Consider the following 19,546-nt stretch of genomic DNA (forward strand, 5'->3'; position numbering starts at 1 on the left):
GCGAGAGGCAGATATGGACGACAAATTTATTAAGGAATTACGCGAGATTAGTCGGGATGACAGACGAAGATCGGAATTTATGATTCAAGGCTTGAAGGAAACACTGCAAGAACGCAAAGAAGAAGGCATACTCAAGCGCTGGATACGGCGTAAGAAAACAGAGAAAAAAATCTCTCAAAGATTTAATCAAGATCCTCACTCGGATCAAAAGTAACAACATAAAAAGGAGGCGGAATACGCCTCCCTTGCTATTTACATATTTGAATCATTTAGACTTTGTTAGTTGTGACTTAACCCATAAGTTTGCCAAAATACAATTTTTTGTTTCAATAGGTCAAATCCTAGCTAGACTTGGTTCCTGATAAGTTTCTTACCTGTTGCCAGTTTATTGCCTTTATGTGTTAATCTAGTCCAAGGGACTTTCTTATAAAGGGAGTGAAAATATGACAAATACTTCGGACTCAATATCAATAAAGAAGGTGATAATTCTGGTGACAGGAATGTCGGGTACAGGTAAATCAACGGTTCTAGGCGAACTTGCTCATAGGGGGCATAGAATTATCGATACCGATTATGATGGTTGGAGTGAGAATGTGGATGGTTCTGGGTGGTTATGGAACGAGAATCGAATTGATGAGCTGCTCACTGAACATAGCGAAGGTACTTTATTCATTTCAGGTTGTGTATCAAATCAGAGGAAGTTTTACCCGATGTTTGACGCAGTAGTGTTGTTAAGTGTACCCCTCGAAGTAATCCTTGAACGTATAGCTTCCCGTAAGACAAACGATTATGGAAAAACTGTCGAACAACGTGAAGAAATTATAAAAAACGTCGCTAGTGTTGAACCCCTCTTACGTGCTGGAGCTACTGTTGAGATCGACACCAGGAAGCCACTTGATGATGTTGTAACCGAGCGTGAGCTCATTGCCAACTCCACTAGCTAATCACTTCTTCGCACTGTACAAAACCGCCCAGTTCGACCAATTTAAGTACCTTGTTAAACTAACCTGCCCGCTAGTTGAATAAAAGCATCCAATCACAATGGTCGGCTGCTTTCTTAGTTTTATTGAATTAACGTTTCCCGTTAGTTTAATAATCTAGTATATAAAGATTATACTGCTTCCTATCGCTCCATCTTTGTCATTGGCATAATTTATCTTGTGTTCACAATTGTTTTACTTGCCCACATTACTTAAATTCATTAACTCGACAGATACTTAATACGTCGCTTTTGGAGCAAACTGACCTTGATTCTTTAGCACAGAGTCAAAAAAACGAAGGATAAGTTCATTTTGAGTTTCAATCGCATAATACTTATCGATATCTGCTTTTCCACCCTGCAACAGGTCTGCCAATATAGGAGAGAATAAAGGTAGATCAGTCAAACTTAAATGTTTTGCGCCTTTAAAATGAACGGTGTATGCTCCTTTAAAATTTTCATTTGAAATTTTATTCGCGATATAAGAAGAGCTGCTGTCCAGCTGTACCCATACATCATCCGAATAAATGTTAAGAAGCGGGATTGTGTAAGCTTCGGATTTTACAGATAGTTCGTTCGTAGCTTCATCATACGAAAGCTCGCTAAAGAACGGAGAATCTATATTTACCACTGCGTCAATGTCATCGCGTTCTCTGCCCAGTGCTACGCTTGCCGCTCCACCCATAGAATGACCGAACACGCCTATTTTTTGTATATCGATTCGCTCATATACAGGATCTTTATTTTGCCCTGCTTGTTCTAAAATAGTATCCATGACAAAATCCATATCATCAGTTCGCATTGTTATCCATTTTTGAGTAAGCTCGAAATACTCACCAAGCGAATAAAAACCTGCTTTATTTGCATTGTTGACTTCTTGCATATACTCGGGGTTAACTGTCACAATCTTTCCAGCCTCGGAAATGGTATAAAAAGAATGATAAGGATGATCAATGGAAACGACGACATAACCGTGGCTCGCAAGTTCTGTAAAGGTAGAAGTGTTGCTTGCTTTAATACCGAATGCTCCATGGGAGAACATAAGTAAAGGATAGGTTGCGTCTGCATTTTCAGGATACCAAAATTCTACATTAACAAACCGATTGTTTTCTCGATCCGTAAATTCTTCAATACGATTCATGTCCACATAGCTGTAAGTGGCGGTGGCCACTGCATACGGACCTGTCACTTGTGGCAATTTATACTGTGGAAAAAGTAAAACCGGAACAAGAGTGACAACGATAGTCAGTGCTAGCAAAAGGAATTTCAAAATCGTAGAAAAAACTTTGTAACCCGGAGTATGTGTTTGTTTGCGCAGGAGTGCAACCATTTCTTTGAAAGCTAATATAAAGAGCAAGCCTGCAAACAGCCCCCAAGTGTACTCCCATACGACGATGTTCCCTAAGATCAGCATTATGAATACTATAAATGTTGTGATTCTCATCAAACTCTTTATCTTGCTGTGGCTTTGCTTGGTTGCAATGGAATAAACGGCAATTGCAAGCTCAAAAACCAACATAACAATAAGTATTAAAATTTCCATAAGTCTTCTCTCCTCCTCCAACTTTTTATGAGTTCATCATAAGAAATGGTAGAGGATGTGTATACGCATAAACGATAAGCTGTAGCTGAAGGCCACTAAGTTGTAAAAAACAACGCAATGAAGTGTACTTACTCTGCGTTGTGTATACCTTCTAATTCTCGTTTTTAAATGTTTTTAATCTTTTATTAATCATTTGAGCTTCCTTTTTGTCGCTCCTATAGGCCAGCAGGCGAACGATCGCATATACTACGGCAATTTGCAAAGCCAATAATAATATACCGGAAGTGGTGTATACGAGATTCAATATGACAGCGAGAGAAATTAAAACAGATTCCAGAAAGAGAAAATGAAAAACTACCCACAAGCGCATTTTATTCTCGCTAATCGAATGCGGCATATATAATATGATTCCAGTTAAAGCACCCAGAAAAGAGAACGCCATAATTGTGAAAATCGTGTTTAACTCAAAACTAGAATCAGGAGTATAGATTTGCCGTAATATAGCGATGATTATCATGATGGAGGCGAATATAATTAAGAAATCTCTGATCATTTCTTTGATGAGGCCAAAATACTTCATGTAGGTCCCCCTTTATAATCCAAGCATGTGCTTAAGCATGGGCACATACTGCCGTGATATGACTACCTTTTCCCCGTTATCCAATAATGCCTGAAAACGGCCGCTAATCGACGGATGAATACTAGTAATCTTAGCTATATTTAGGATGGTGGATTTGGAGGCGCGAAAACAATGCTTCTCTCTGCATAGTTCCTCAAGTTCATAAAGCTTTTGTTTGACTTCATGAACGTTGTTCTTACCATACGCAAACACTCTGCCGTCAACAGCTTCAAAATAATAAATATCACTAAGTTTGATACGGCTGATCTTATCCTCATGGTAACCAAGTATAATGAGCGTTTCGGTTTTTATTTTATTAACGAGCTCATATATTTCTTCGTCTACCTGGTGACACCTGATGCGGATCTCCTCTTCTTCTGTATGGTCTATAACTTCGATGAAAATTTCGATGAAAATCACCTCAAAAACTCGAATTAAAACTTGTTAACGTTTATAACATGAATCATAAATCCAAATAATCAGATAATCTCGATTTCCACGCCTTTCTAAATTAGAAGTAGGTCCTGGTGCTTGCGAACTTATCGGCGTCCAATAATGTCCTTATTACCTTAATTTTAAAGTCGTCCCTCCAGAAACAAATTGACATAACCCTATTATAATTTTCCGTGTTCCATTGATTCCTCCTCTTCGTTCAGGTATATTACCACTCATCTTACTGGAATATAGTAGAATAATCTATTTTATGCTTACTGTTCATTTAAGCTAACCTGCCCGTTAGCTTAATACATCAGGTGCAAAGTTTCATTTATTATTGAACAGTTTCATTTACTAATTCATCATTCCAATGATTATCGCTATACCCACGGCTGTTGTTCCATTCTGCTAACATTTTTCTTTGTCTCAACTCTAAATCTCTGTAAGGGGCTGCAACAAACACGATGTCGTGGAACAGATCATTATAAATAGGTAATTCGCTATTTAATTCCTTGAATTTTTTAAATGCACCTATATCCCTATCATTTGCAGCCCAAACCACTTTTTTAATCAAAGACAACACGATTGTACCTGTGCACATGGGACAAGGCTCACAGGTAGTATATAAGGTAAGTTCGTTCTTTGGAATAAATTTCTTGCTCTCAAGATGAAGTATCACATTTCCGGCTTTTCTTATAGCGTCCACTTCGGCGTGAGCTGTAGAATCACAGCTTAAAAAAACTCTGTTCCTACCTCGGCTTACAACTGAACCATCTGCATCAACAATAATTGCACCGATAGGAAAAGTACCTTCATCTCTAGCCTTTTCTGCTTCTTCAAAAGCTAACAGAAGGTTTTCGTAATGCTTGTCCATCTTATACACACCCCATCTCAGTAATTCCCAATAATAATATATTCCAGAAATATACTGCTACTCCTTCTCCCATAATGCTAATTTTTCTTGTACGGCTACGCTAACCTGCCAGTTATCTTAACTGAAAAACAGCCGACTATTTAGCCGGCTGTCTACTTGAGTATTCTGAGTTCTGTGCCTGATTTATCTATTTCAGCTTTTGATCTAGCTAGTTTTACGGCAAAATGGCAAAAGACCGGACTGGAAAGCCAGATGCTTTCTCCGCTTTGGGTACAATATTGAAAATAACAGCGCCTTTAGCCGGCACCTGATCCAGGTTTGTTAACAGCTCGACCTGGTATGTATCCTGAGCAAGTACATAATATTCTGCCAGAAGTGCTCCATTCTTCTGATAATCCACCGCTGAATCCGTGTCAAAGGTTTCATGCCCAATGGCTTGTACTTTTCTCTCCTCAAATAAAAACATGAGCGCACTAACCGACCATCCGGGTGCATGACTGTTGCCCTCCGCATCCTTGTTATCAAATGTTTCATGGTTAGGCCAGCGTTTGCTCCAATCGGTACGTAAGGCTACAAAGCTTCCAGCTTCAATCACGCCATGCTCTCTTTCAAATGCAAGAATATGCTCCACTTCCAGTGTAAAATCCGGATTGTTCTCTACTTCGGCAGACTGGTCAATGACCACAAGCGGGAGCACAAGCTCCTTCAAACCTAGTTCATCCAGATACCGGGTATCCCGAACGAAGTGGATCGGCGCATCAAGATGTGTCCCGTATTGACCCGGGAACTTGAAGCTCTGGGCAAAGAAGCCTTGATCGTGATCAAACAGTGTATCGAATTGCGCTGCTTCGAAAGCTGAAAAATGTGGAGAGCCTGGACCAAACGTATGAGTCAGATCCACCCATTTCTTTTCTTTTAACAATTGAATGGCTTGAATGAGTTCGTTGGACATCCTAATCACCTCATGCACAAAATGGAATAAATTTCTCCTATTATATCTTATTCCATTACAATTGGGGAGAATACCTATATTGGTTGGCAGGGCAGTTAATTTTCAAATTTAAAAACTTCACTGACCGTAGATGTCAGTGAAGTTTTTTTATAATAGGAGAGTAATCCATTCAATCATGAATAACAAAAGGAGCGTGTATGATGCAAACGAAGAACGTATATCTATATGTATTTGATACGATGTCAGACTGGGAGATAGGATATCTAACTGCTGAATTGAACTCGGGAAGGTATTTCAGGAAAGAGATCAAGCCTTTACAGGTCGTAACCGTAGGCGTGGATAAACATCCGGTAACTACCATGGGCGGATTGAACATCCTTCCTCATATTTCTATTGATGAATGTTCATTGAAAGGTGACGACGTCATCATTCTTCCAGGAGGAAACACCTGGATGGACACCATCCATGATCCCCTATTGAAAAAAGTTGCTGCCTCTATAGAAGAGGGTACGGTTATTGCAGCGATTTGCGGTGCGACTGTTGCACTTGCAAAAATAGGGATACTGGATTCCAGACAACATACAAGCAATGATTTAGAATACCTGAAGATGATATGCCCAGAATATACTGGGGAAACATATTATCAAACGGAGCCAGCAGTAACCGATGGAAATCTAGTTACTGCATCTGGAATAGCTCCGTTAGAATTTACGATGCATGTGTTGAAGCTGTTGAATGTCTTTGCACCAGAAACATTACAGGCCTGGTTCAATCTGTATCAGACTCATGAGTCCAAATACTTCTACCAGTTAATGAATTCTATTGCACCTGAATAACCAGTTTCCCTCGGGTATGATGGGTTTCACTCTTCTCATGTGCTTCCCTTACTCCCTGTTGAGTTAGCGGGTACGTTCCATCAATAATCGATTTGAGCTTGCCTTCCGCAGCCAGTTCAGCCAGCTGATCCAGTTGATCCCCTTTGGGCTCCATCATGAAGACGTTGGCCGTTACTCCGGCTTCCTTAGCAAGCTTCTCATCCGGTTGTTCCACCAAGGACACGAGATGTCCGCCAGACTTTAACACTTTGAAGCTGTCGCGCTGAATATCACCGCCCATGGTGTCCAGTACAACATCATAACCGGAGAGAATCTCCGAGAAATCTTCTTTTTTATAGTTGATAAAATGATCCACACCCAACGAGCGAAGCAACGCTTCGTTTGATTCACTTGCCGTGGAAGCCACTTCAGCGCCTAGGGACTTGGCGATCTGAATTGCATATGTTCCCACACCACCTGCACCAGCATGAATGAGTAACTTCTGCCCTTTGCCTAAACGTCCATGATCCACAAGGGCTTGCCAAGCCGTCATCGCAGCCAGCGGGATCGCTGCCGCTTCCTCGAAACTCAGTTGCTCCGGTATACGGGCTATAATGTCTGCATCGACAGCAACATATTCTGCATAGGTCCCGAATTGACGCGGACGCGCAAATACCCGATCACCTTCTCTGAACCGCGTGACATTGGAACCTGCTTCAGCCACAATACCCGCAACATCGCCGCCCAGAATCAACGGAAAATTCTCCGCTGCTTCTTTCATATCACCTTGTCTGATTTTGAAGTCTACCGGATTCACCGACGTGGCATGCGTTCGGATTAACACCTGATTCACTCCACATCTTGGCTTGGCTACTTCCTGTTCCTTCAATTGTTCCGCTCCACCAAATTCCTCAATCACAATTGCTTTCATTAGAGATCCCAGCCTTTCCATTGGATTATCGTTATGCTCTCCTCCATCATTACCCTTTCCCAGCAATCACTTGACCTATTCATTCAAAATTCACAACAATCTGAGATTCACAAGCCAATTCAACAATCGTGATATAATGTCGATTAGTGATGAAGTTAAATCTTAACCCAATAACTGAACAAGCGAGGTAACACGATGGAAGTAGAAGTAAGTACATTACATGCATTTTCGGATCAGGCTCATGGAGGAAACCCCGCAGGTGTTGTTTTACAAGCAGCACATTTGTCTGAAACCCAGATGCAGGAGATTGCCAGACAAGTCGGTTTTTCAGAGACTGCATTTGTTATGCCGTCGGATCAGGCAGATTTCAAAGTGCGTTACTTTACCCCAAGTGATGAAGTCGATCTATGTGGACATGCCACAATTGCTTTGTTTTATCTAATGAAGACACAGCTGCTCGTTAATGTTGGTACATATACACTGGAGACACTGGCCGGAATTCTTAAAGTTGATATCGAAGTCAATGGAGAAGTCTATCTGTCTCAGACGTTGCCGGAGTTTGGGGAGATCGTGGATCGACAGCAGATTGCCGATTCGTTACGTATTTCTATGGAGGATTTGCATGCTGAACTACCTGTACAGATTGTGTCTACCGGGCTACCCGATATCATGATAGCCGTTAAAGATATTGATGTTCTAACCAAAATCGATCCTGACTTCCAGCGTATCACTGAAATAAGTAGGGCTCATCATGCCATAGGTTATCACGTGTTTACACTCGAATCAGATGATATGAACGTTCTCGCAGAATGCCGTAATTTTGCACCGCTTTATGATATACCGGAAGAGAGCGCAACGGGCACATCCAATGGTGCAATGCTCTGTTATTTATCCCAGTACAACCAGCTTACAGATCCTCATCTTCACACGTACACGATCAGACAAGGGTATACCATGAACCGCCCCTCCGAGATCCGAGCCAGATTAACGCTGGGCAGCTCTAATGAAATCACACAGATTCAGGTTGGCGGTAGTGCAGTTCATATCAAGAACATTAAAATACACCTCCCTTAATGGGAGGTGTTTTACGTACTTAGGATTTTAGAATTATGTACTTGAAGCAATATCATGATCTTAAATCATTGAATTTGTTGTAAAAATCGTAGTACCGCTACCTCCAACTGGTTCAGTCCTGGCTGCTCTATAGGAAAATGGCCTGCCCCTTCCAAGATCACACATTCCTTGTCTACCACCAGACGATCAAAAAAAGATTGGCTGAACCTGATTGGTGTCATGGGGTCCAGTTCAGGGTGAACCAACAGGACCGGACACTGGCTGAACTGTTCCGGGCTTACCTCCGATTTTTTATTAAGGAATGTTCTTAATAATTCCAACGGAATACGTGCAGCTGCCGCTTGTGGATCATCCATAATAAGCCGGGTTAAGTCCTTGTTATTGGTAATCAGTTGCATCCGGGATACCTGCTTGACCGAAATACGTACATGATCCAGCAGACCAGGGAACATATCCATCATCCGTTTTCCCGCCCGGCTTACCAGACGATTCGGCGCAAGCTGGTCACGCATTTCCGGGTTACTCGTATCTACAAATGTAGTTGCGATCAAACCCTTAACACACTTGCTGCGTGCACTGGTGTGATAGGCAAGCATACCTCCGATACTACTTCCCAATACAACGATTGGCTTGCCGTCTTTCTTGTATTCCCGTTCGATGAGTGACACAAGCAGCTCTATCCATAGTTCGTAGTTGATACGTGTACCAGACATTGCGTAACTTAACCCATACGGTGGAAGATCCGGCGACACCACCTCGTACCCATGCCGCTGCAACATACGGGCATACGGAGCAAGTAACCTGCCATTGCCTCCCGCCCCATGAATGAACAGGATTTTGATTGAAGACTCCGGCGCAGGCAAGCGGTCGATATGCAGATGAACCCCATTTGACTCCGACCATTCTTCCTCAGGAAATGTATGCTCCCCTAGCCTAACTTCTTCCGGGAAAAAGGCCTGATACTGTTTCCAATAGGGATGTGTTGTCTGATATGAAGGCAAACTTTTTTTCATACGGGTACATTCTCCTCTTTTCGTATACAAAAAAAGCCGTACAGTGTACGACTTTTCGTTAAGAATACGTCTATGACCATACTTCTTTTTATAACACCTTCGTATATCTGTCAATCGGGAAACTGTACATTGCCCGGTACGATATATGCACCGCCTGACCCATCATTAGGCAGAGCCGGGATCGTGTCATTTAATACCTGACCGCGAATATCGGTAATACGCACGTTTAGTTTTTCTTTGCCCAGTCCAGTTCCGAGGAAATGATTATAGTCTTGCTTTTCAAGATTGAGCCACGTACCATCCTTCTGTTTCACTTCGAACTTTAGCACCGGATATTTGTGATTACGAACCTGAATGGCTGCCCACCACTGACTGCTGCCTTCCTTAATCCGATAGGAGACGTTGCCTTGAATTGGGGCTTTGACCACTTTCCAGCTGATATTGATTTTGCCTGCCTTTGGGTCACCGATCAGGTTAAAAGCATTCGGTGAGAGATCCAGCGCTCCGCTGGCGCCTTCTGGATAGAGATCTGTTACATAGACGGTTGTTTTGCCTTTAGGACCCTGCACCTCGAGATAGGCTCCCGCTAAAGCGGCTTTGACACCGTTATAATTAAGTTGGAACGGATTAAGTGCAGTAATCTTCATGTCCGCCGGGATGGGATCAAGCAACACTGCACCTCCCGAGTAGCCTGAGCCTGTATACGTCGCGTAACCCTGATATGTATCGTTCCATGCGGCAGATGCAGGTAGAGCAAATAATACGAGACTGAGCAACATCCCTGTACCGGCCCATTTTAACCGTTGAAATCTACTTTTCTTGTTCATAAGCTATTCCTCCTCTACGTTCTCGTGTAAATGGTTGGTTCAACTACTAGATTTGAATATAACATTATTTTACATAATAACTGTTTATTTTCAATCCCTCTCTATTAAATCACATCCAAAGTCCCATCTCTAGACTTAAACATTCACGACCACGCACAAGATATGGATACATACCATAATTTGGTGGAATGAGCATAATTACAAGCCGACATTGGGACGATTCCCAATAATTAAAAAACGCCACACCTCGGAGTGATTCTCTCTCCAAACAATGTGACGCTTATTAATCATTAGGTTATAATTCCCTGGCTGTCCAGCGACAACCGCATCGGCTCATCCTGTTTCCCTTCGTTTCATCCGCTTCCTTAGTCGCTCATACGATGCGTAAATCCGCGGAGATTCTTTTGTCAGGATAGGCCCCAGCACAGCCAGAATTAACACATACAACACGGCAAACGATTGGATGGATGCCATCAGCCCTCCGGCCTTGCCGATGTTCGCCATGATAATGGAGAATTCACCCCGCGAGACCAGGGTAAAGCCCACATTCAATGATGCTTTAGGGCTCATTCCAGCCAGTCTGCCAGCGATCATACCTGCACCATAGTTACTGGCAATCGTCAGAATAACGGCAATAATCGTCATCCCAACAGCTCCGCCAAGTGAAGCCGGCTCGATGGTCAGGCCAAAACTGAAGAAGAAAATTGCACCAAAAAAATCTTTGAAAGGCATGATCTGATGTTCAATCCGACTCACATGTCTTGATTCGCCCAGCACAAGCCCCATCATCAACGCTCCAATAGCTTCCGCTACATGCAGTGTCTCCGAGAAACCAGCCACCAGGAAGAGCAGTGTCATGACGGTAAGCAGGAACAACTCTGATGACTTGATATTCAGTGCCTTATCAATATATTTGATGCTTTTCCTGCCAATAATCAGGAACAGCACAATAAACAGCAGGGCAGACAGCGATACCAGCAGAACACTTAAGAATGAAGTTGCCCCGCTGAGCACAAGCCCAGTCAGGATGGAGATATGAATCGCGATGAACAAGTCATCAAACATGATCATGCCCATGATAATCTCTGTTTCAGGGTTTGCCGTGCGTTTCAGATCAACGAGCACTTTAGCTACAATGGCTGTAGAAGAGCTGGTCATGATCCCGCAGACAACAAGTGTCTCCTGAAGGGGCAGATCCATGAACCACCCCAACAGCAATCCAGAGACAAAATTTAGGCCTACATAGAACATGCCCCCGGTCAGAATGGCTTTACCAGACTTTAATAAACGGGAGACCGAGAACTCCAAACCCAGATAAAATAACAAAAACAGAATGCCAAGCCTGCCCATAAATTCAATAAAGGTCGAACTTTCGATAAAACGTAAATCCACTATGCCAATCTGTGGTGCATGTGGTCCAACAGCCATACCAATGAGGATATAGAAAGGAATGACCGAAAATCGTAATTTTGAAGATATCAGCCCAGTAAGTGTAATCAGCGCAACGGCAATTCCCACTTCGAATATGAGCATATCCATAGGCTAAGTCCGTCCATCAGTCAACAATTGTTTGAGATGTTTGATCTGATTCCGTTCACCGGCAACTACAATTGTAGCTCCAGCGGTAAAAGCATAATCCGGGCCTGGATTAAAATGCTTCTCCTTATCCTTGGTTACAACAGCGAGAATTACGGCGCCCGTGGCCTGACGGATATCCAGTTCACCAATCGTCATGCCAACGCTTGCGGCGTGAGGTTCAATTCGCAGCCATTCGATTAACAGCCCTTCAAGCATCACTTCACGCTCATCCTGAAACTTCGGTTTATAGGTCATACCACCAACGATGGCGGCTACTGCCCGGGCTTCATCATCGTCCAGGGTGACAAGAGATACCATATCACCCACTTCTTCAGGCGTACCCCCTGACTCCATATGGAACAAGTCACGTCGCTCGTCGTTATGAATCACAATGACCAAGTGCTCACCACTACGGGTATGCAACCAGTATTTACGTCCAATCCCTGGTAAGTCTGTCTCTTTAAAGTGCATGATCTGCACCCCCTAGGGCCGGCTCGTTCAAGGTTTCGCTCCTCAGCTCAATCCCCGTGATGCGAATTCTCATGGAACCTGATGGTGTATGAACAGGCCTAACTTCCCCTATACTGCCAAGCAGTAATTGACTCCCTACTGGAGAGAGGAAGGAAATACGACCCTCATCAGGATCGGTATCTTCTGGCATAACAATCATGAACGAATCTGACGTATGAAAATCGAGATATTCAAAATCAATATGACTGCCGATCAATACAGCTGAGTCCAAATCTTCATCAGGGCCCAGGAGTAGTTTTTCCACATACTCCGTATATGCCGACAGTTGTTTTTCCAACTGTATCCGCTCTGGATCACGCACGTCGAAATAGGCGTCGAGAAATGTTCTTTTCTCTTCACCGAATGTAAATAGCTGGCTCACCAGCTTCTCTCTGCAATTATGGCGGGAAGTCCTATGGTTCATAGTAGATTTCACCCCCTATACAAGCCTTATTCTCCATGTTGATTGGCATGTTTCTCTTCATCATCTTGTTTTCCTCCTTTTTATTATAAAAAGACCCCGGGATACGAGACCTTCTTACCATCTTACCAAAACTAATATTTTAATCCAGTATATTCGTCTAACTTGCTTTTTTATTATCATTTGTGGTCATATCTTCCATTTAATAACTTAATTCTTCACATCATATGGTAGATCCATAGAACATTTTAATTACTGCATAAAAAACATTTTATGAATTTTCATCTCGTATTTTTATTTGCTTTCCTGTATATTTAACTACAAACTTTTATTCAATTTATGCAAATAAGCCTCTACAGACTTTAACACAATAAAGGAGTGCATCGAAAAAGTGTCCACGATAACAAAAGAAACTACAGAGTCCGTTCAAGTTACTGCCGCAGAATATGTTCATTCCGTTTATGAGTCGGTTGTCGCCAGAAATCCGCACGAAGATGAGTTCCATCAAGCTGTCAAAGAAATTCTGGATTCCCTTATTCCTGTTATTGAAGCACACCCCAAGTATAGGAACCATAGTCTGCTGGAACAGCTTGTTGAACCCGAACGTGTAATCACATTCCGTGTCCCATGGGTAGATGATCAGGGCAAAGTTCAGGTTAACCGTGGATTCCGGGTGCAATTCAACAGTGCCATTGGCCCTTACAAAGGCGGACTTCGCTTCCATCCTTCTGTATACTCGGGCATCATCAAGTTCCTTGGCTTCGAACAGATCTTCAAAAATGCTTTGACCGGTCTGCCTATTGGCGGTGGTAAAGGTGGTTCTGACTTCGATCCCAAAGGAAAATCGGATCTGGAAGTCATGCGTTTCACGCAAAGCTTCATGACTGAACTGTACAAATATATTGGTTCCGATACCGATGTACCGGCAGGTGACATTGGTGTAGGCGCAAGGGAAATCGGTTATATGTTCGGCCAATACAAACGTATCCATGGCGGACATGTGGCAGGCGTATTGACAGGTAAAGGACTGCTGTACGGAGGAAGCTTGGCACGTAAGGAAGCGACTGGCTTCGGCTGTGTGTACTTCGTGAAGGAGATGCTGCAATCCAAGGGACTCAGCTTCCAAGACAGCACAGTCGTTGTCTCTGGCTCTGGTAATGTGTCCATCTATGCCATTCAGAAGGCACAGGAGCTTGGAGCTACAGTCGTTGCGTGTAGTGACTCAGGTGGCTACATACACGATCCACAAGGCATCAACCTGGATACCGTGAAACGTCTGAAAGAGGTTGATCGTCTTCGCATCAGCGAATACATCAAAGAACATCCGCATGCTACATATACCGAAGGCTGTGAAGGCATCTGGTCCATCCCTTGTGATATTGCTCTTCCATGTGCAACGCAAAATGAGATCGATGAAGAAGCTGCGGCCCTTCTAATCAAAGGTGGCGTGAAGGCCATTGGCGAAGGCGCAAATATGCCTTCCACCCTGGCCGCCATTGACGTCTTCCACGGTGCAGGCGTGCTGTTCGGTCCAGCCAAAGCGGCTAATGCCGGCGGTGTAGCCGTGTCTGCTCTTGAAATGTCACAGAACAGCATGCGGTTGTCCTGGTCATTTGAAGAAGTAGACGCCAAGCTGCATGACATCATGAAGAACATCTACACCAGCTGTGTAGAAGCTGCTGAAGAGTATGGCTGTGAAGGCAACCTCGTAGCCGGAGCGAATATCGCCGGTTTCCTCAAGGTAGCGGATTCCATGATCGCTCAAGGTGTAGTTTAATTTATATACGTGATTCTCCACGATCAAAGGGCGTTCCCATCCATTTGGGTAACTGCCCTTTTTTCCTTGTCTTCAATTGCTCTAATCGCAAGGCAATGGTAAAGTGGTACTGACGTAATTCCATCTATTTGTACTATTATAAGGAAGTGTTTACATTGTCTAACCAACCATTTGCCAGCACTGCGAGTCCGCATCTAAGCGCAGATTGCGAGCAGTGTTTTGGCCTGTGCTGTGTTGCCTTGCCCTATGGCAAGTCATCGGACTTTGCTTTTGACAAGGCCAGCGGCACACCCTGTCCCAATCTGCGCACGGACAATCGCTGCGGTATCCATACCCAGCTTCGGCAGAAAGGGTTCAAAGGTTGCACGGTATACGACTGTTTCGGAGCTGGACAGAAGCTGTCCCAAGTGACCTACGCGGGCAAAGATTGGCGTGATCATCCAGAGTCTGCTAACGAGATGTTCGAGTGTCTGCCTGCCTTGCGACAACTTCACGAGTTACTCAGTTATATGAAGGAAATGATGATGAGACCGGAGACGTCATCCCTTCACTCGGCATTTGGTGAGTTATATGAGGAGATTGAGCACTTGAGCAATCTGGAGCCCGCGGCACTCCTCCGTCTGGACATCGCCAATTATCGATTCAGTGTGAATCAACTCTTGGTCCAGGCAAGTGAGATGGTACGCGCGAATGTCCCCCCCACCGCTCATGGACAAGGGAAGTCGAAGAAGAGTAAAAAACGTACCGGAAGTGACTTTTTTGGTGCCAATTTAAAAGGGGCTGACCTGCGGGGCGCAAGCTTCCGAGGAGCTTTAATGATCGCAGCCGATCTCCGAAATGCAGATACACGAAATGCGGATTGGATTGGCGCGGACTTGCGGGATACGGATCTGGGCGATGCAGACCTGAGAGGTGGCATCTTCCTGACGCAATCCCAGATTAATGCAGCCAAAGGTAATGTGAATACCAAGTTGCCGGATCATCTTAACATTCCCTCACACTGGGTGTAGGGCGCCATTTCCACAAGAGCACGAGCAGGGATACAGGCAGGATTATACCTGCTAATTCATATGAATGTATGAATCGTGTACAGCAACAGCCAAAAAAAACAGCTCGTCCTGTACATCCAAGGACGAGCTGTTTTTTATACAAATCACTGGAACGAATCAGAATTATAACAAGTCGCGGCGAAGATCTTCAGCCGATTTCGGAGACAAGTGACCGAGCGGAATATCAAATACCGTTTTCGCTCCCTTATGTCCTTCCACGCTCAATCGTTGTGCAGCTCTTGCATACGCCACAAGTACGCTTGCTGTAAATTCAGGATTGCTGTCGAGTTTCAGACCAAATTCAATAATTTGCTTTTGACCGGCACCTGTAACCCCACTGCGAATAACAAATCCACCATGCGGCATACCTTCATGCTCGGATTTCAATTCTTCTTCGCTAATGAACGTTACCGTTGTATCGTAATCTGCAAAATAGTTAGGCATCGATACAATCGTCTCACGGATCTCATCCTGGTTGGCACCATCTTCTGCTACCACATAACATTGACGCAGATGTTTCTCACGTGTAGACAACTCTGGTGTCTCCCCTGCACGAATGCGGTTGATCACCTCTTCAACAGGTACAGTATACTGTACACCCGCCTTAACGCCTGGAACACGACGAATAGCATCCGAGTGGCCTTGGCTCACACCTTTGCCCCAGAACGTGTACTCTTTTCCTTCTGGCAGGATGGACTGTGCAAGCAGACGGTTCATGGAGAACAAGCCTGGGTCCCAACCTGTGGAAATGACACTTACGTGACCGCCTTGTTCTGCCGCAGCATTAACTTCTTTGTAGAATTCAGGAATCTTCGCATGTGTATCGAAGCTATCTACCGTATTGAACAACTTGGCGATGGCTGGTGTCTGCTCTGGAAGGTCGGTTGCAGAACCACCACAGAGGATCATAACATCAATCTTGCCTATGTATTGCTCCGCTGCAGAGATATGCTCAAAACGTACTTCTGTGCTTTCAGCGACCATCTGCTCCGGATTACGACGTGTAAACACAGCAATCAGTTCCAGATCCTCGTTCTGGGAAATGGCTTTCTCTACACCTTTACCCAAGTTACCGTAACCAACAATACCCACTCTAATCATGTTCAATCCTCTCCTGTCTTCTTCTATAGTTGTCTATTACTCTGTTTATAATGATATAACATACCATGTAACCTGTCAGGTTTCCAGTTCGAAATAAAAATACCTTGCAGCGGTGCAGCAATAATGCGGCTCCGTATGCAAGGTATTATGACGTTCATTCGTTATTTTAGGAAGGCAGAAAGCAGGAAAGAAAAATAGCCCTTATCTTCTGCTTATGATTCTGTCCAGGTCAACGTCAGTTCAATGACGCCTTCCTGTCCCGCCAATGTTCCTCCAATCAAGGACCAAACATCCTGTGTCTCCGGATCGGTTCCCTGAATGATAATATTTTTGTCATCGATTGTCTGACCCGCATCCGCCAACTTTTTGGCGTTGAAGTATTCTTTATACAGCTGGGATACGGTTTTCATATCTTGTTCAGTGGAGAAAATCACCATGGCCGATTGCTTGCCTTCATTCTCACCAGAATTGGCTAAACGAATCGTTGCATCTTCCGGCAATGGGAAATCACTTGGCAAATTCTCCGGCAACTCATTGGTTCCAGCAGCCGCTTCCTCACCGCTTTCTGAATCGGAGTCTGCTGGTGCAGTCGTACCTTCCGTTTCGGTCACTGTACTTGTAGTTGCTTTGCTTGCACCTTCATCAGTCGCTTGTTCACCGGTTCCGGAGGAAACTTCAGTGTCCACCTTCTCCGTATCACTCGGTTCGTCTGCCGCGCTGCTGCAAGCACTCAAGGCCACCATCATCGCCAGTGCCGCACAGGCCAATACATATTTCCTTCTCTTCACCATCCGTTACCACCCCTTCTTCTTCGTTTCATGTGCTAATCACGTTCAAACGGCTGGATCACAGGCACCGCATGAACGTTATTCTTAACCCATGTCACAGATACAGATAATACACTTAGAGACAATAGACAACTGGCTACAAGAATGGACAGGAAGCGGGTGATTACTTTAAACTTTTTCATCCATCCCTCCTCCTCCTGTTCATCATGTGTTTGTGGAATCATGTTACTCATAGGTCACTGGACGGTGTCACTAATTTCATGATCTCGGCAGCGACAATATCCGGTTGACTGTTGTGGATGTAATGCTCGGCGTGAGGGACAATCTGCTGGGTTCCTTGTCTGGACCATGAAGCAAATTTCACTTGATCTGCCTGCCATGCCCGACTCCCCTCACTTGGTTGATCTGATCCGGCTGTCAGGATCGTCAGAGGGAAAGGAAACTCCTTTTTGTTCTCCAGCACACGTAATGCGTTGATCTTGGAATGACGAATCTCATCCATCACGTTGTCATTGTATGCATGCTTCAGGGTAGAAATGGTGGCAGCCTTTTTCATCGGCGGAGAAACCAACTCCGGGTCAATGACCAGTGTTGCCATCATCTGATCCGAATGCAGCAATGTACGCGCAATGCCTGTTTTAACCAGGAATCGGACTGAAGTAAAATACCATTCGGGCGTATCCATTTCCACCGTACTGTAATATTCAGGACTACCTCCATCGATCATGACCATGCCGGCTACCTCATCAGGATACCTTTGCGCAAACCGAAGTGTCTCCAGCGCACCCAGGGAGTGACCGACCATAATGTAAGGTGGACGTTGACCGGATGTGCGCAGCAATTGATGGATCTCTTCCGAGATGGTATCAACATCACGAGGTTCATCCGTATAGTCGCTGTATCCATACCCGAACCGATCATATACCGCAATTTTTACCTGTGATTTCAACTTGTCATATAGCGGACTGAAATCCACATATGGATTCGGTGTACCCCAGCCTGAGGCAAACACCACGGTTACCTCTCCTTTGCCAGCGGTGTAGAGGTGCATGTTGCGACCACTCACTTCATAATACTTGCCTGGCGGGGGATAGGACTTCATATCCTGCGTGGATTGATACGCTTCATACGCTGTACCTGCCAGCAGCAAAAGTCCTGTGGCAAGCATTATGCCTCCCAGCACTTTTAACCCTCTCCGTAACCCCTTCTTCATCTTCTCTACCCCTTATCCCAAAGGTTCATCTATATATGTATGCTTCAATCGTACCCAAGAAATAGCGGGATTGAAACAATCCCGAGTCCAGTCCTTTCCCCAACCAAAGTCCAGTATCCCTCCCCTACTTGTGACGCAAAAAAACTGCAAATCTCCCATTTAGGAAACTTGCAGTTCATCTATGCCTATATTTTATAATTCATGCCTCTGTCCATCTCACGATAATCCTTGTACCTACAGTTCCAATGTAAGACCCACCGGGCAATGATCACTGCCCATCACATGGCAGTCGATATGCGCATCTGCCACCTTAGGTGCCAATTGATTAGATACGAGAAAATAATCAATGCGCCAGCCCACGTTCCGTTCTCTAACCTTCGGCATATAAGACCACCAGCTGTATACATCCGTACGATCCGGATACAGATGGCGGAAGCTGTCCACATATCCAGAAGCAAGCAAATCGGTCATTTTGCCGCGCTCTTCAAGGGTAAATCCGGAATTACCCAGATTGGGCTTCGGATTCTTCAGATCGATCTCCTGATGAGCCACATTCAGGTCACCACAGACGATAACCGGCTTGGTCTGCTCCAGTTGCAGAATGTATCCCCGGAATCGATCCTCCCATTCCAGACGGTAAGGCAGCCGGGTCAGATCCCGCTTCGCGTTAGGGGTATAGACGTTCACCAGATAAAACTCATCATACTCCAGTGTAATCATACGTCCTTCCGGCTCGCTGTCCTCCTCCATCCCGTAACGAACGGATAAAGGCTTGATTCGGCTAAATACAGCCGTGCCGGAATATCCTTTTTTGATCGCATAATTCCAATATTGATAAACATCTTCCCCCAGCTCCATCTCAATCTGCCCGGCTTGCAATTTGGTCTCCTGAAGGCAGAAAATGTCCGCCTGACTCTCCTGATAATAATCCATGAATCCTTTGGTCACACATGCCCTTAAGCCATTCACATTCCAGGACACCAGCTTCATATCCTCATCTCCTCACATCTCTCCAATATAGCATGGGCCCATTCCGGGGGACAAGCC

Annotated in this window: 22 protein-coding genes; 6 read left to right on the forward strand and 16 right to left on the reverse strand. The window is 44.5% G+C overall.

Features of this window, described 5'->3' with window-relative positions; all coding sequences use genetic code 11:
• Positions 1 to 13: 13 nt before the first annotated feature.
• The gene (locus MKZ13_RS22985; protein ID WP_026080945.1) at positions 14 to 214 is read left to right on the forward strand and encodes a hypothetical protein; all 201 of its coding nucleotides are present in this window, start codon (positions 14 to 16) and stop codon (positions 212 to 214) included.
• A 229-nt stretch (positions 215 to 443) separates the two neighbouring features.
• Positions 444 to 944: an AAA family ATPase gene (locus MKZ13_RS22990; RefSeq protein WP_221824522.1), complete on the forward strand. Its 501-nt coding sequence runs from the start codon at positions 444 to 446 to the stop codon at positions 942 to 944.
• Between the two features lie 273 nt (positions 945 to 1,217).
• Here MKZ13_RS22990 and MKZ13_RS22995 read toward each other — a convergent pair whose 3' ends face one another.
• From MKZ13_RS22995 to MKZ13_RS23015, 5 genes are all read right to left on the reverse strand, one after another.
• Positions 1,218 to 2,522 carry an alpha/beta hydrolase gene (locus tag MKZ13_RS22995; RefSeq protein ID WP_221824524.1) on the reverse strand — a complete coding sequence of 435 codons (1,305 nt, stop codon included), beginning with the start codon at positions 2,520 to 2,522 and terminating at the stop codon, positions 1,218 to 1,220.
• Positions 2,523 to 2,673: 151 nt separating this feature from the next.
• The gene (locus MKZ13_RS23000; protein ID WP_221824526.1) at positions 2,674 to 3,102 is read right to left on the reverse strand and encodes a DUF3021 family protein; all 429 of its coding nucleotides are present in this window, start codon (positions 3,100 to 3,102) and stop codon (positions 2,674 to 2,676) included.
• A gap of 12 nt (positions 3,103 to 3,114) precedes the next feature.
• The gene (locus MKZ13_RS23005) at positions 3,115 to 3,561 is read right to left on the reverse strand and encodes a LytTR family DNA-binding domain-containing protein (RefSeq protein WP_221824528.1); all 447 of its coding nucleotides are present in this window, start codon (positions 3,559 to 3,561) and stop codon (positions 3,115 to 3,117) included.
• 349 nt (positions 3,562 to 3,910) lie between these two features.
• Positions 3,911 to 4,450, reverse strand: coding sequence for a nucleoside deaminase (locus MKZ13_RS23010; protein WP_339178484.1), 540 nt, complete (start codon positions 4,448 to 4,450; stop codon positions 3,911 to 3,913).
• Positions 4,451 to 4,664: 214 nt separating this feature from the next.
• Entirely contained in the window at positions 4,665 to 5,402 is a 738-nt protein-coding gene (locus MKZ13_RS23015) for a cyclase family protein (RefSeq protein WP_221824530.1), read from the reverse strand.
• Positions 5,403 to 5,602: 200 nt separating this feature from the next.
• On the opposite strand from MKZ13_RS23015, the gene MKZ13_RS23020 reads away from it, so the two are divergent.
• On the forward strand, positions 5,603 to 6,238 hold the full coding sequence (locus MKZ13_RS23020) for a type 1 glutamine amidotransferase family protein (protein ID WP_339185436.1): 636 nt from the start codon (positions 5,603 to 5,605) through the stop codon (positions 6,236 to 6,238).
• On the opposite strand, the gene MKZ13_RS23025 is transcribed toward MKZ13_RS23020, so the two are convergent.
• Complete coding sequence (locus MKZ13_RS23025) at positions 6,222 to 7,169, reverse strand: NADP-dependent oxidoreductase (protein WP_313771512.1); 948 nt, start codon at positions 7,167 to 7,169, stop codon at positions 6,222 to 6,224. The two genes, MKZ13_RS23020 and MKZ13_RS23025, sit on opposite strands and share 17 nt — an antisense overlap.
• 174 nt (positions 7,170 to 7,343) lie before the next feature.
• Here MKZ13_RS23025 and MKZ13_RS23030 point away from each other — a divergent pair, with 174 nt between their 5' ends.
• Positions 7,344 to 8,222 carry a PhzF family phenazine biosynthesis protein gene (locus tag MKZ13_RS23030; RefSeq protein ID WP_221824532.1) on the forward strand — a complete coding sequence of 293 codons (879 nt, stop codon included), beginning with the start codon at positions 7,344 to 7,346 and terminating at the stop codon, positions 8,220 to 8,222.
• 65 nt (positions 8,223 to 8,287) lie between these two features.
• Here the strand turns inward: MKZ13_RS23030 and MKZ13_RS23035 are convergent, their stop codons facing one another.
• The 5 genes from MKZ13_RS23035 to MKZ13_RS23055 all read right to left on the reverse strand — a co-directional run bounded on the left by MKZ13_RS23035 (position 8,288) and on the right by MKZ13_RS23055 (position 12,574).
• The gene (locus tag MKZ13_RS23035; protein WP_339178490.1) at positions 8,288 to 9,235 is read right to left on the reverse strand and encodes an alpha/beta hydrolase; all 948 of its coding nucleotides are present in this window, start codon (positions 9,233 to 9,235) and stop codon (positions 8,288 to 8,290) included.
• A 110-nt stretch (positions 9,236 to 9,345) separates the two neighbouring features.
• A complete protein-coding gene (locus tag MKZ13_RS23040) occupies positions 9,346 to 10,062 on the reverse strand; it encodes an expansin EXLX1 family cellulose-binding protein (RefSeq protein ID WP_017687038.1) in 717 nt (238 codons plus the stop codon).
• A gap of 333 nt (positions 10,063 to 10,395) precedes the next feature.
• The gene (locus tag MKZ13_RS23045) at positions 10,396 to 11,601 is read right to left on the reverse strand and encodes a cation:proton antiporter (RefSeq protein WP_221824538.1); all 1,206 of its coding nucleotides are present in this window, start codon (positions 11,599 to 11,601) and stop codon (positions 10,396 to 10,398) included.
• A gap of 3 nt (positions 11,602 to 11,604) precedes the next feature.
• The gene (locus tag MKZ13_RS23050) at positions 11,605 to 12,111 is read right to left on the reverse strand and encodes a TrkA C-terminal domain-containing protein (protein ID WP_221824540.1); all 507 of its coding nucleotides are present in this window, start codon (positions 12,109 to 12,111) and stop codon (positions 11,605 to 11,607) included.
• Positions 12,101 to 12,574: a GreA/GreB family elongation factor gene (locus tag MKZ13_RS23055; RefSeq protein ID WP_221824543.1), complete on the reverse strand. Its 474-nt coding sequence runs from the start codon at positions 12,572 to 12,574 to the stop codon at positions 12,101 to 12,103. Before MKZ13_RS23055 ends, MKZ13_RS23050 begins: the two co-directional genes overlap by 11 nt.
• A 388-nt stretch (positions 12,575 to 12,962) precedes the next feature.
• Between MKZ13_RS23055 and gdhA the strand changes: the two genes are divergently transcribed.
• Positions 12,963 to 14,348 (forward strand): NADP-specific glutamate dehydrogenase, encoded by a 1,386-nt coding sequence (gene gdhA, locus MKZ13_RS23060; RefSeq protein WP_221824545.1) that lies wholly within the window; start codon positions 12,963 to 12,965, stop codon positions 14,346 to 14,348.
• Positions 14,349 to 14,503: 155 nt separating this feature from the next.
• The gene (locus MKZ13_RS23065; protein WP_221824546.1) at positions 14,504 to 15,358 is read left to right on the forward strand and encodes a pentapeptide repeat-containing protein; all 855 of its coding nucleotides are present in this window, start codon (positions 14,504 to 14,506) and stop codon (positions 15,356 to 15,358) included.
• Positions 15,359 to 15,520: 162 nt separating this feature from the next.
• On the opposite strand, the gene MKZ13_RS23070 is transcribed toward MKZ13_RS23065, so the two are convergent.
• The 5 genes from MKZ13_RS23070 to MKZ13_RS23090 form a co-directional block, all read right to left on the reverse strand.
• Positions 15,521 to 16,504 carry a diaminopimelate dehydrogenase gene (locus MKZ13_RS23070; protein WP_074096058.1) on the reverse strand — a complete coding sequence of 328 codons (984 nt, stop codon included), beginning with the start codon at positions 16,502 to 16,504 and terminating at the stop codon, positions 15,521 to 15,523.
• Between the two features lie 206 nt (positions 16,505 to 16,710).
• Positions 16,711 to 17,289 carry a hypothetical protein gene (locus tag MKZ13_RS23075; protein WP_237177095.1) on the reverse strand — a complete coding sequence of 193 codons (579 nt, stop codon included), beginning with the start codon at positions 17,287 to 17,289 and terminating at the stop codon, positions 16,711 to 16,713.
• Between the two features lie 32 nt (positions 17,290 to 17,321).
• A complete protein-coding gene (locus MKZ13_RS23080; RefSeq protein WP_339178500.1) occupies positions 17,322 to 17,468 on the reverse strand; it encodes a hypothetical protein in 147 nt (48 codons plus the stop codon).
• A 47-nt stretch (positions 17,469 to 17,515) separates the two neighbouring features.
• On the reverse strand, positions 17,516 to 18,499 hold the full coding sequence (locus MKZ13_RS23085; RefSeq protein ID WP_339178502.1) for an alpha/beta hydrolase: 984 nt from the start codon (positions 18,497 to 18,499) through the stop codon (positions 17,516 to 17,518).
• A 234-nt stretch (positions 18,500 to 18,733) separates the two neighbouring features.
• Positions 18,734 to 19,489 carry an exodeoxyribonuclease III gene (locus MKZ13_RS23090; protein WP_221824554.1) on the reverse strand — a complete coding sequence of 252 codons (756 nt, stop codon included), beginning with the start codon at positions 19,487 to 19,489 and terminating at the stop codon, positions 18,734 to 18,736.
• Positions 19,490 to 19,546 lie beyond the last annotated feature (57 nt).

It is taken from the genome of Paenibacillus sp. FSL R5-0701 (genome assembly GCF_037973995.1).
Lineage (GTDB): Bacteria > Bacillota > Bacilli > Paenibacillales > Paenibacillaceae > Paenibacillus.

Bases quoted from the DNA above. Each gene is read 5' to 3' on its own strand.
- MKZ13_RS23055 (WP_221824543.1), bottom strand. From the start codon at position 12,574: ATGAACCATAGGACTTCCCGCCATAATTGCAGAGAGAAGCTGGTGAGC.
- MKZ13_RS23025 (WP_313771512.1), bottom strand. From the start codon at position 7,169: ATGGAAAGGCTGGGATCTCTAATGAAAGCAATTGTGATTGAGGAATTT.
- MKZ13_RS23035 (WP_339178490.1), bottom strand. From the start codon at position 9,235: ATGAAAAAAAGTTTGCCTTCATATCAGACAACACATCCCTATTGGAAA.
- MKZ13_RS22995 (WP_221824524.1), bottom strand. From the start codon at position 2,522: ATGGAAATTTTAATACTTATTGTTATGTTGGTTTTTGAGCTTGCAATT.
- MKZ13_RS23015 (WP_221824530.1), bottom strand. From the start codon at position 5,402: ATGTCCAACGAACTCATTCAAGCCATTCAATTGTTAAAAGAAAAGAAA.
- MKZ13_RS23040 (WP_017687038.1), bottom strand. From the start codon at position 10,062: ATGAACAAGAAAAGTAGATTTCAACGGTTAAAATGGGCCGGTACAGGG.
- MKZ13_RS23090 (WP_221824554.1), bottom strand. From the start codon at position 19,489: ATGAAGCTGGTGTCCTGGAATGTGAATGGCTTAAGGGCATGTGTGACC.
- MKZ13_RS23080 (WP_339178500.1), bottom strand. From the start codon at position 17,468: ATGAAAAAGTTTAAAGTAATCACCCGCTTCCTGTCCATTCTTGTAGCC.
- MKZ13_RS23030 (WP_221824532.1), top strand. From the start codon at position 7,344: ATGGAAGTAGAAGTAAGTACATTACATGCATTTTCGGATCAGGCTCAT.
- MKZ13_RS23085 (WP_339178502.1), bottom strand. From the start codon at position 18,499: ATGAAGAAGGGGTTACGGAGAGGGTTAAAAGTGCTGGGAGGCATAATG.
- MKZ13_RS23000 (WP_221824526.1), bottom strand. From the start codon at position 3,102: ATGAAGTATTTTGGCCTCATCAAAGAAATGATCAGAGATTTCTTAATT.
- MKZ13_RS23050 (WP_221824540.1), bottom strand. From the start codon at position 12,111: ATGCACTTTAAAGAGACAGACTTACCAGGGATTGGACGTAAATACTGG.
- MKZ13_RS23045 (WP_221824538.1), bottom strand. From the start codon at position 11,601: ATGGATATGCTCATATTCGAAGTGGGAATTGCCGTTGCGCTGATTACA.
- MKZ13_RS23010 (WP_339178484.1), bottom strand. From the start codon at position 4,450: ATGGACAAGCATTACGAAAACCTTCTGTTAGCTTTTGAAGAAGCAGAA.
- MKZ13_RS23075 (WP_237177095.1), bottom strand. From the start codon at position 17,289: ATGGTGAAGAGAAGGAAATATGTATTGGCCTGTGCGGCACTGGCGATG.
- MKZ13_RS23020 (WP_339185436.1), top strand. From the start codon at position 5,603: ATGCAAACGAAGAACGTATATCTATATGTATTTGATACGATGTCAGAC.
- MKZ13_RS22985 (WP_026080945.1), top strand. From the start codon at position 14: ATGGACGACAAATTTATTAAGGAATTACGCGAGATTAGTCGGGATGAC.
- MKZ13_RS22990 (WP_221824522.1), top strand. From the start codon at position 444: ATGACAAATACTTCGGACTCAATATCAATAAAGAAGGTGATAATTCTG.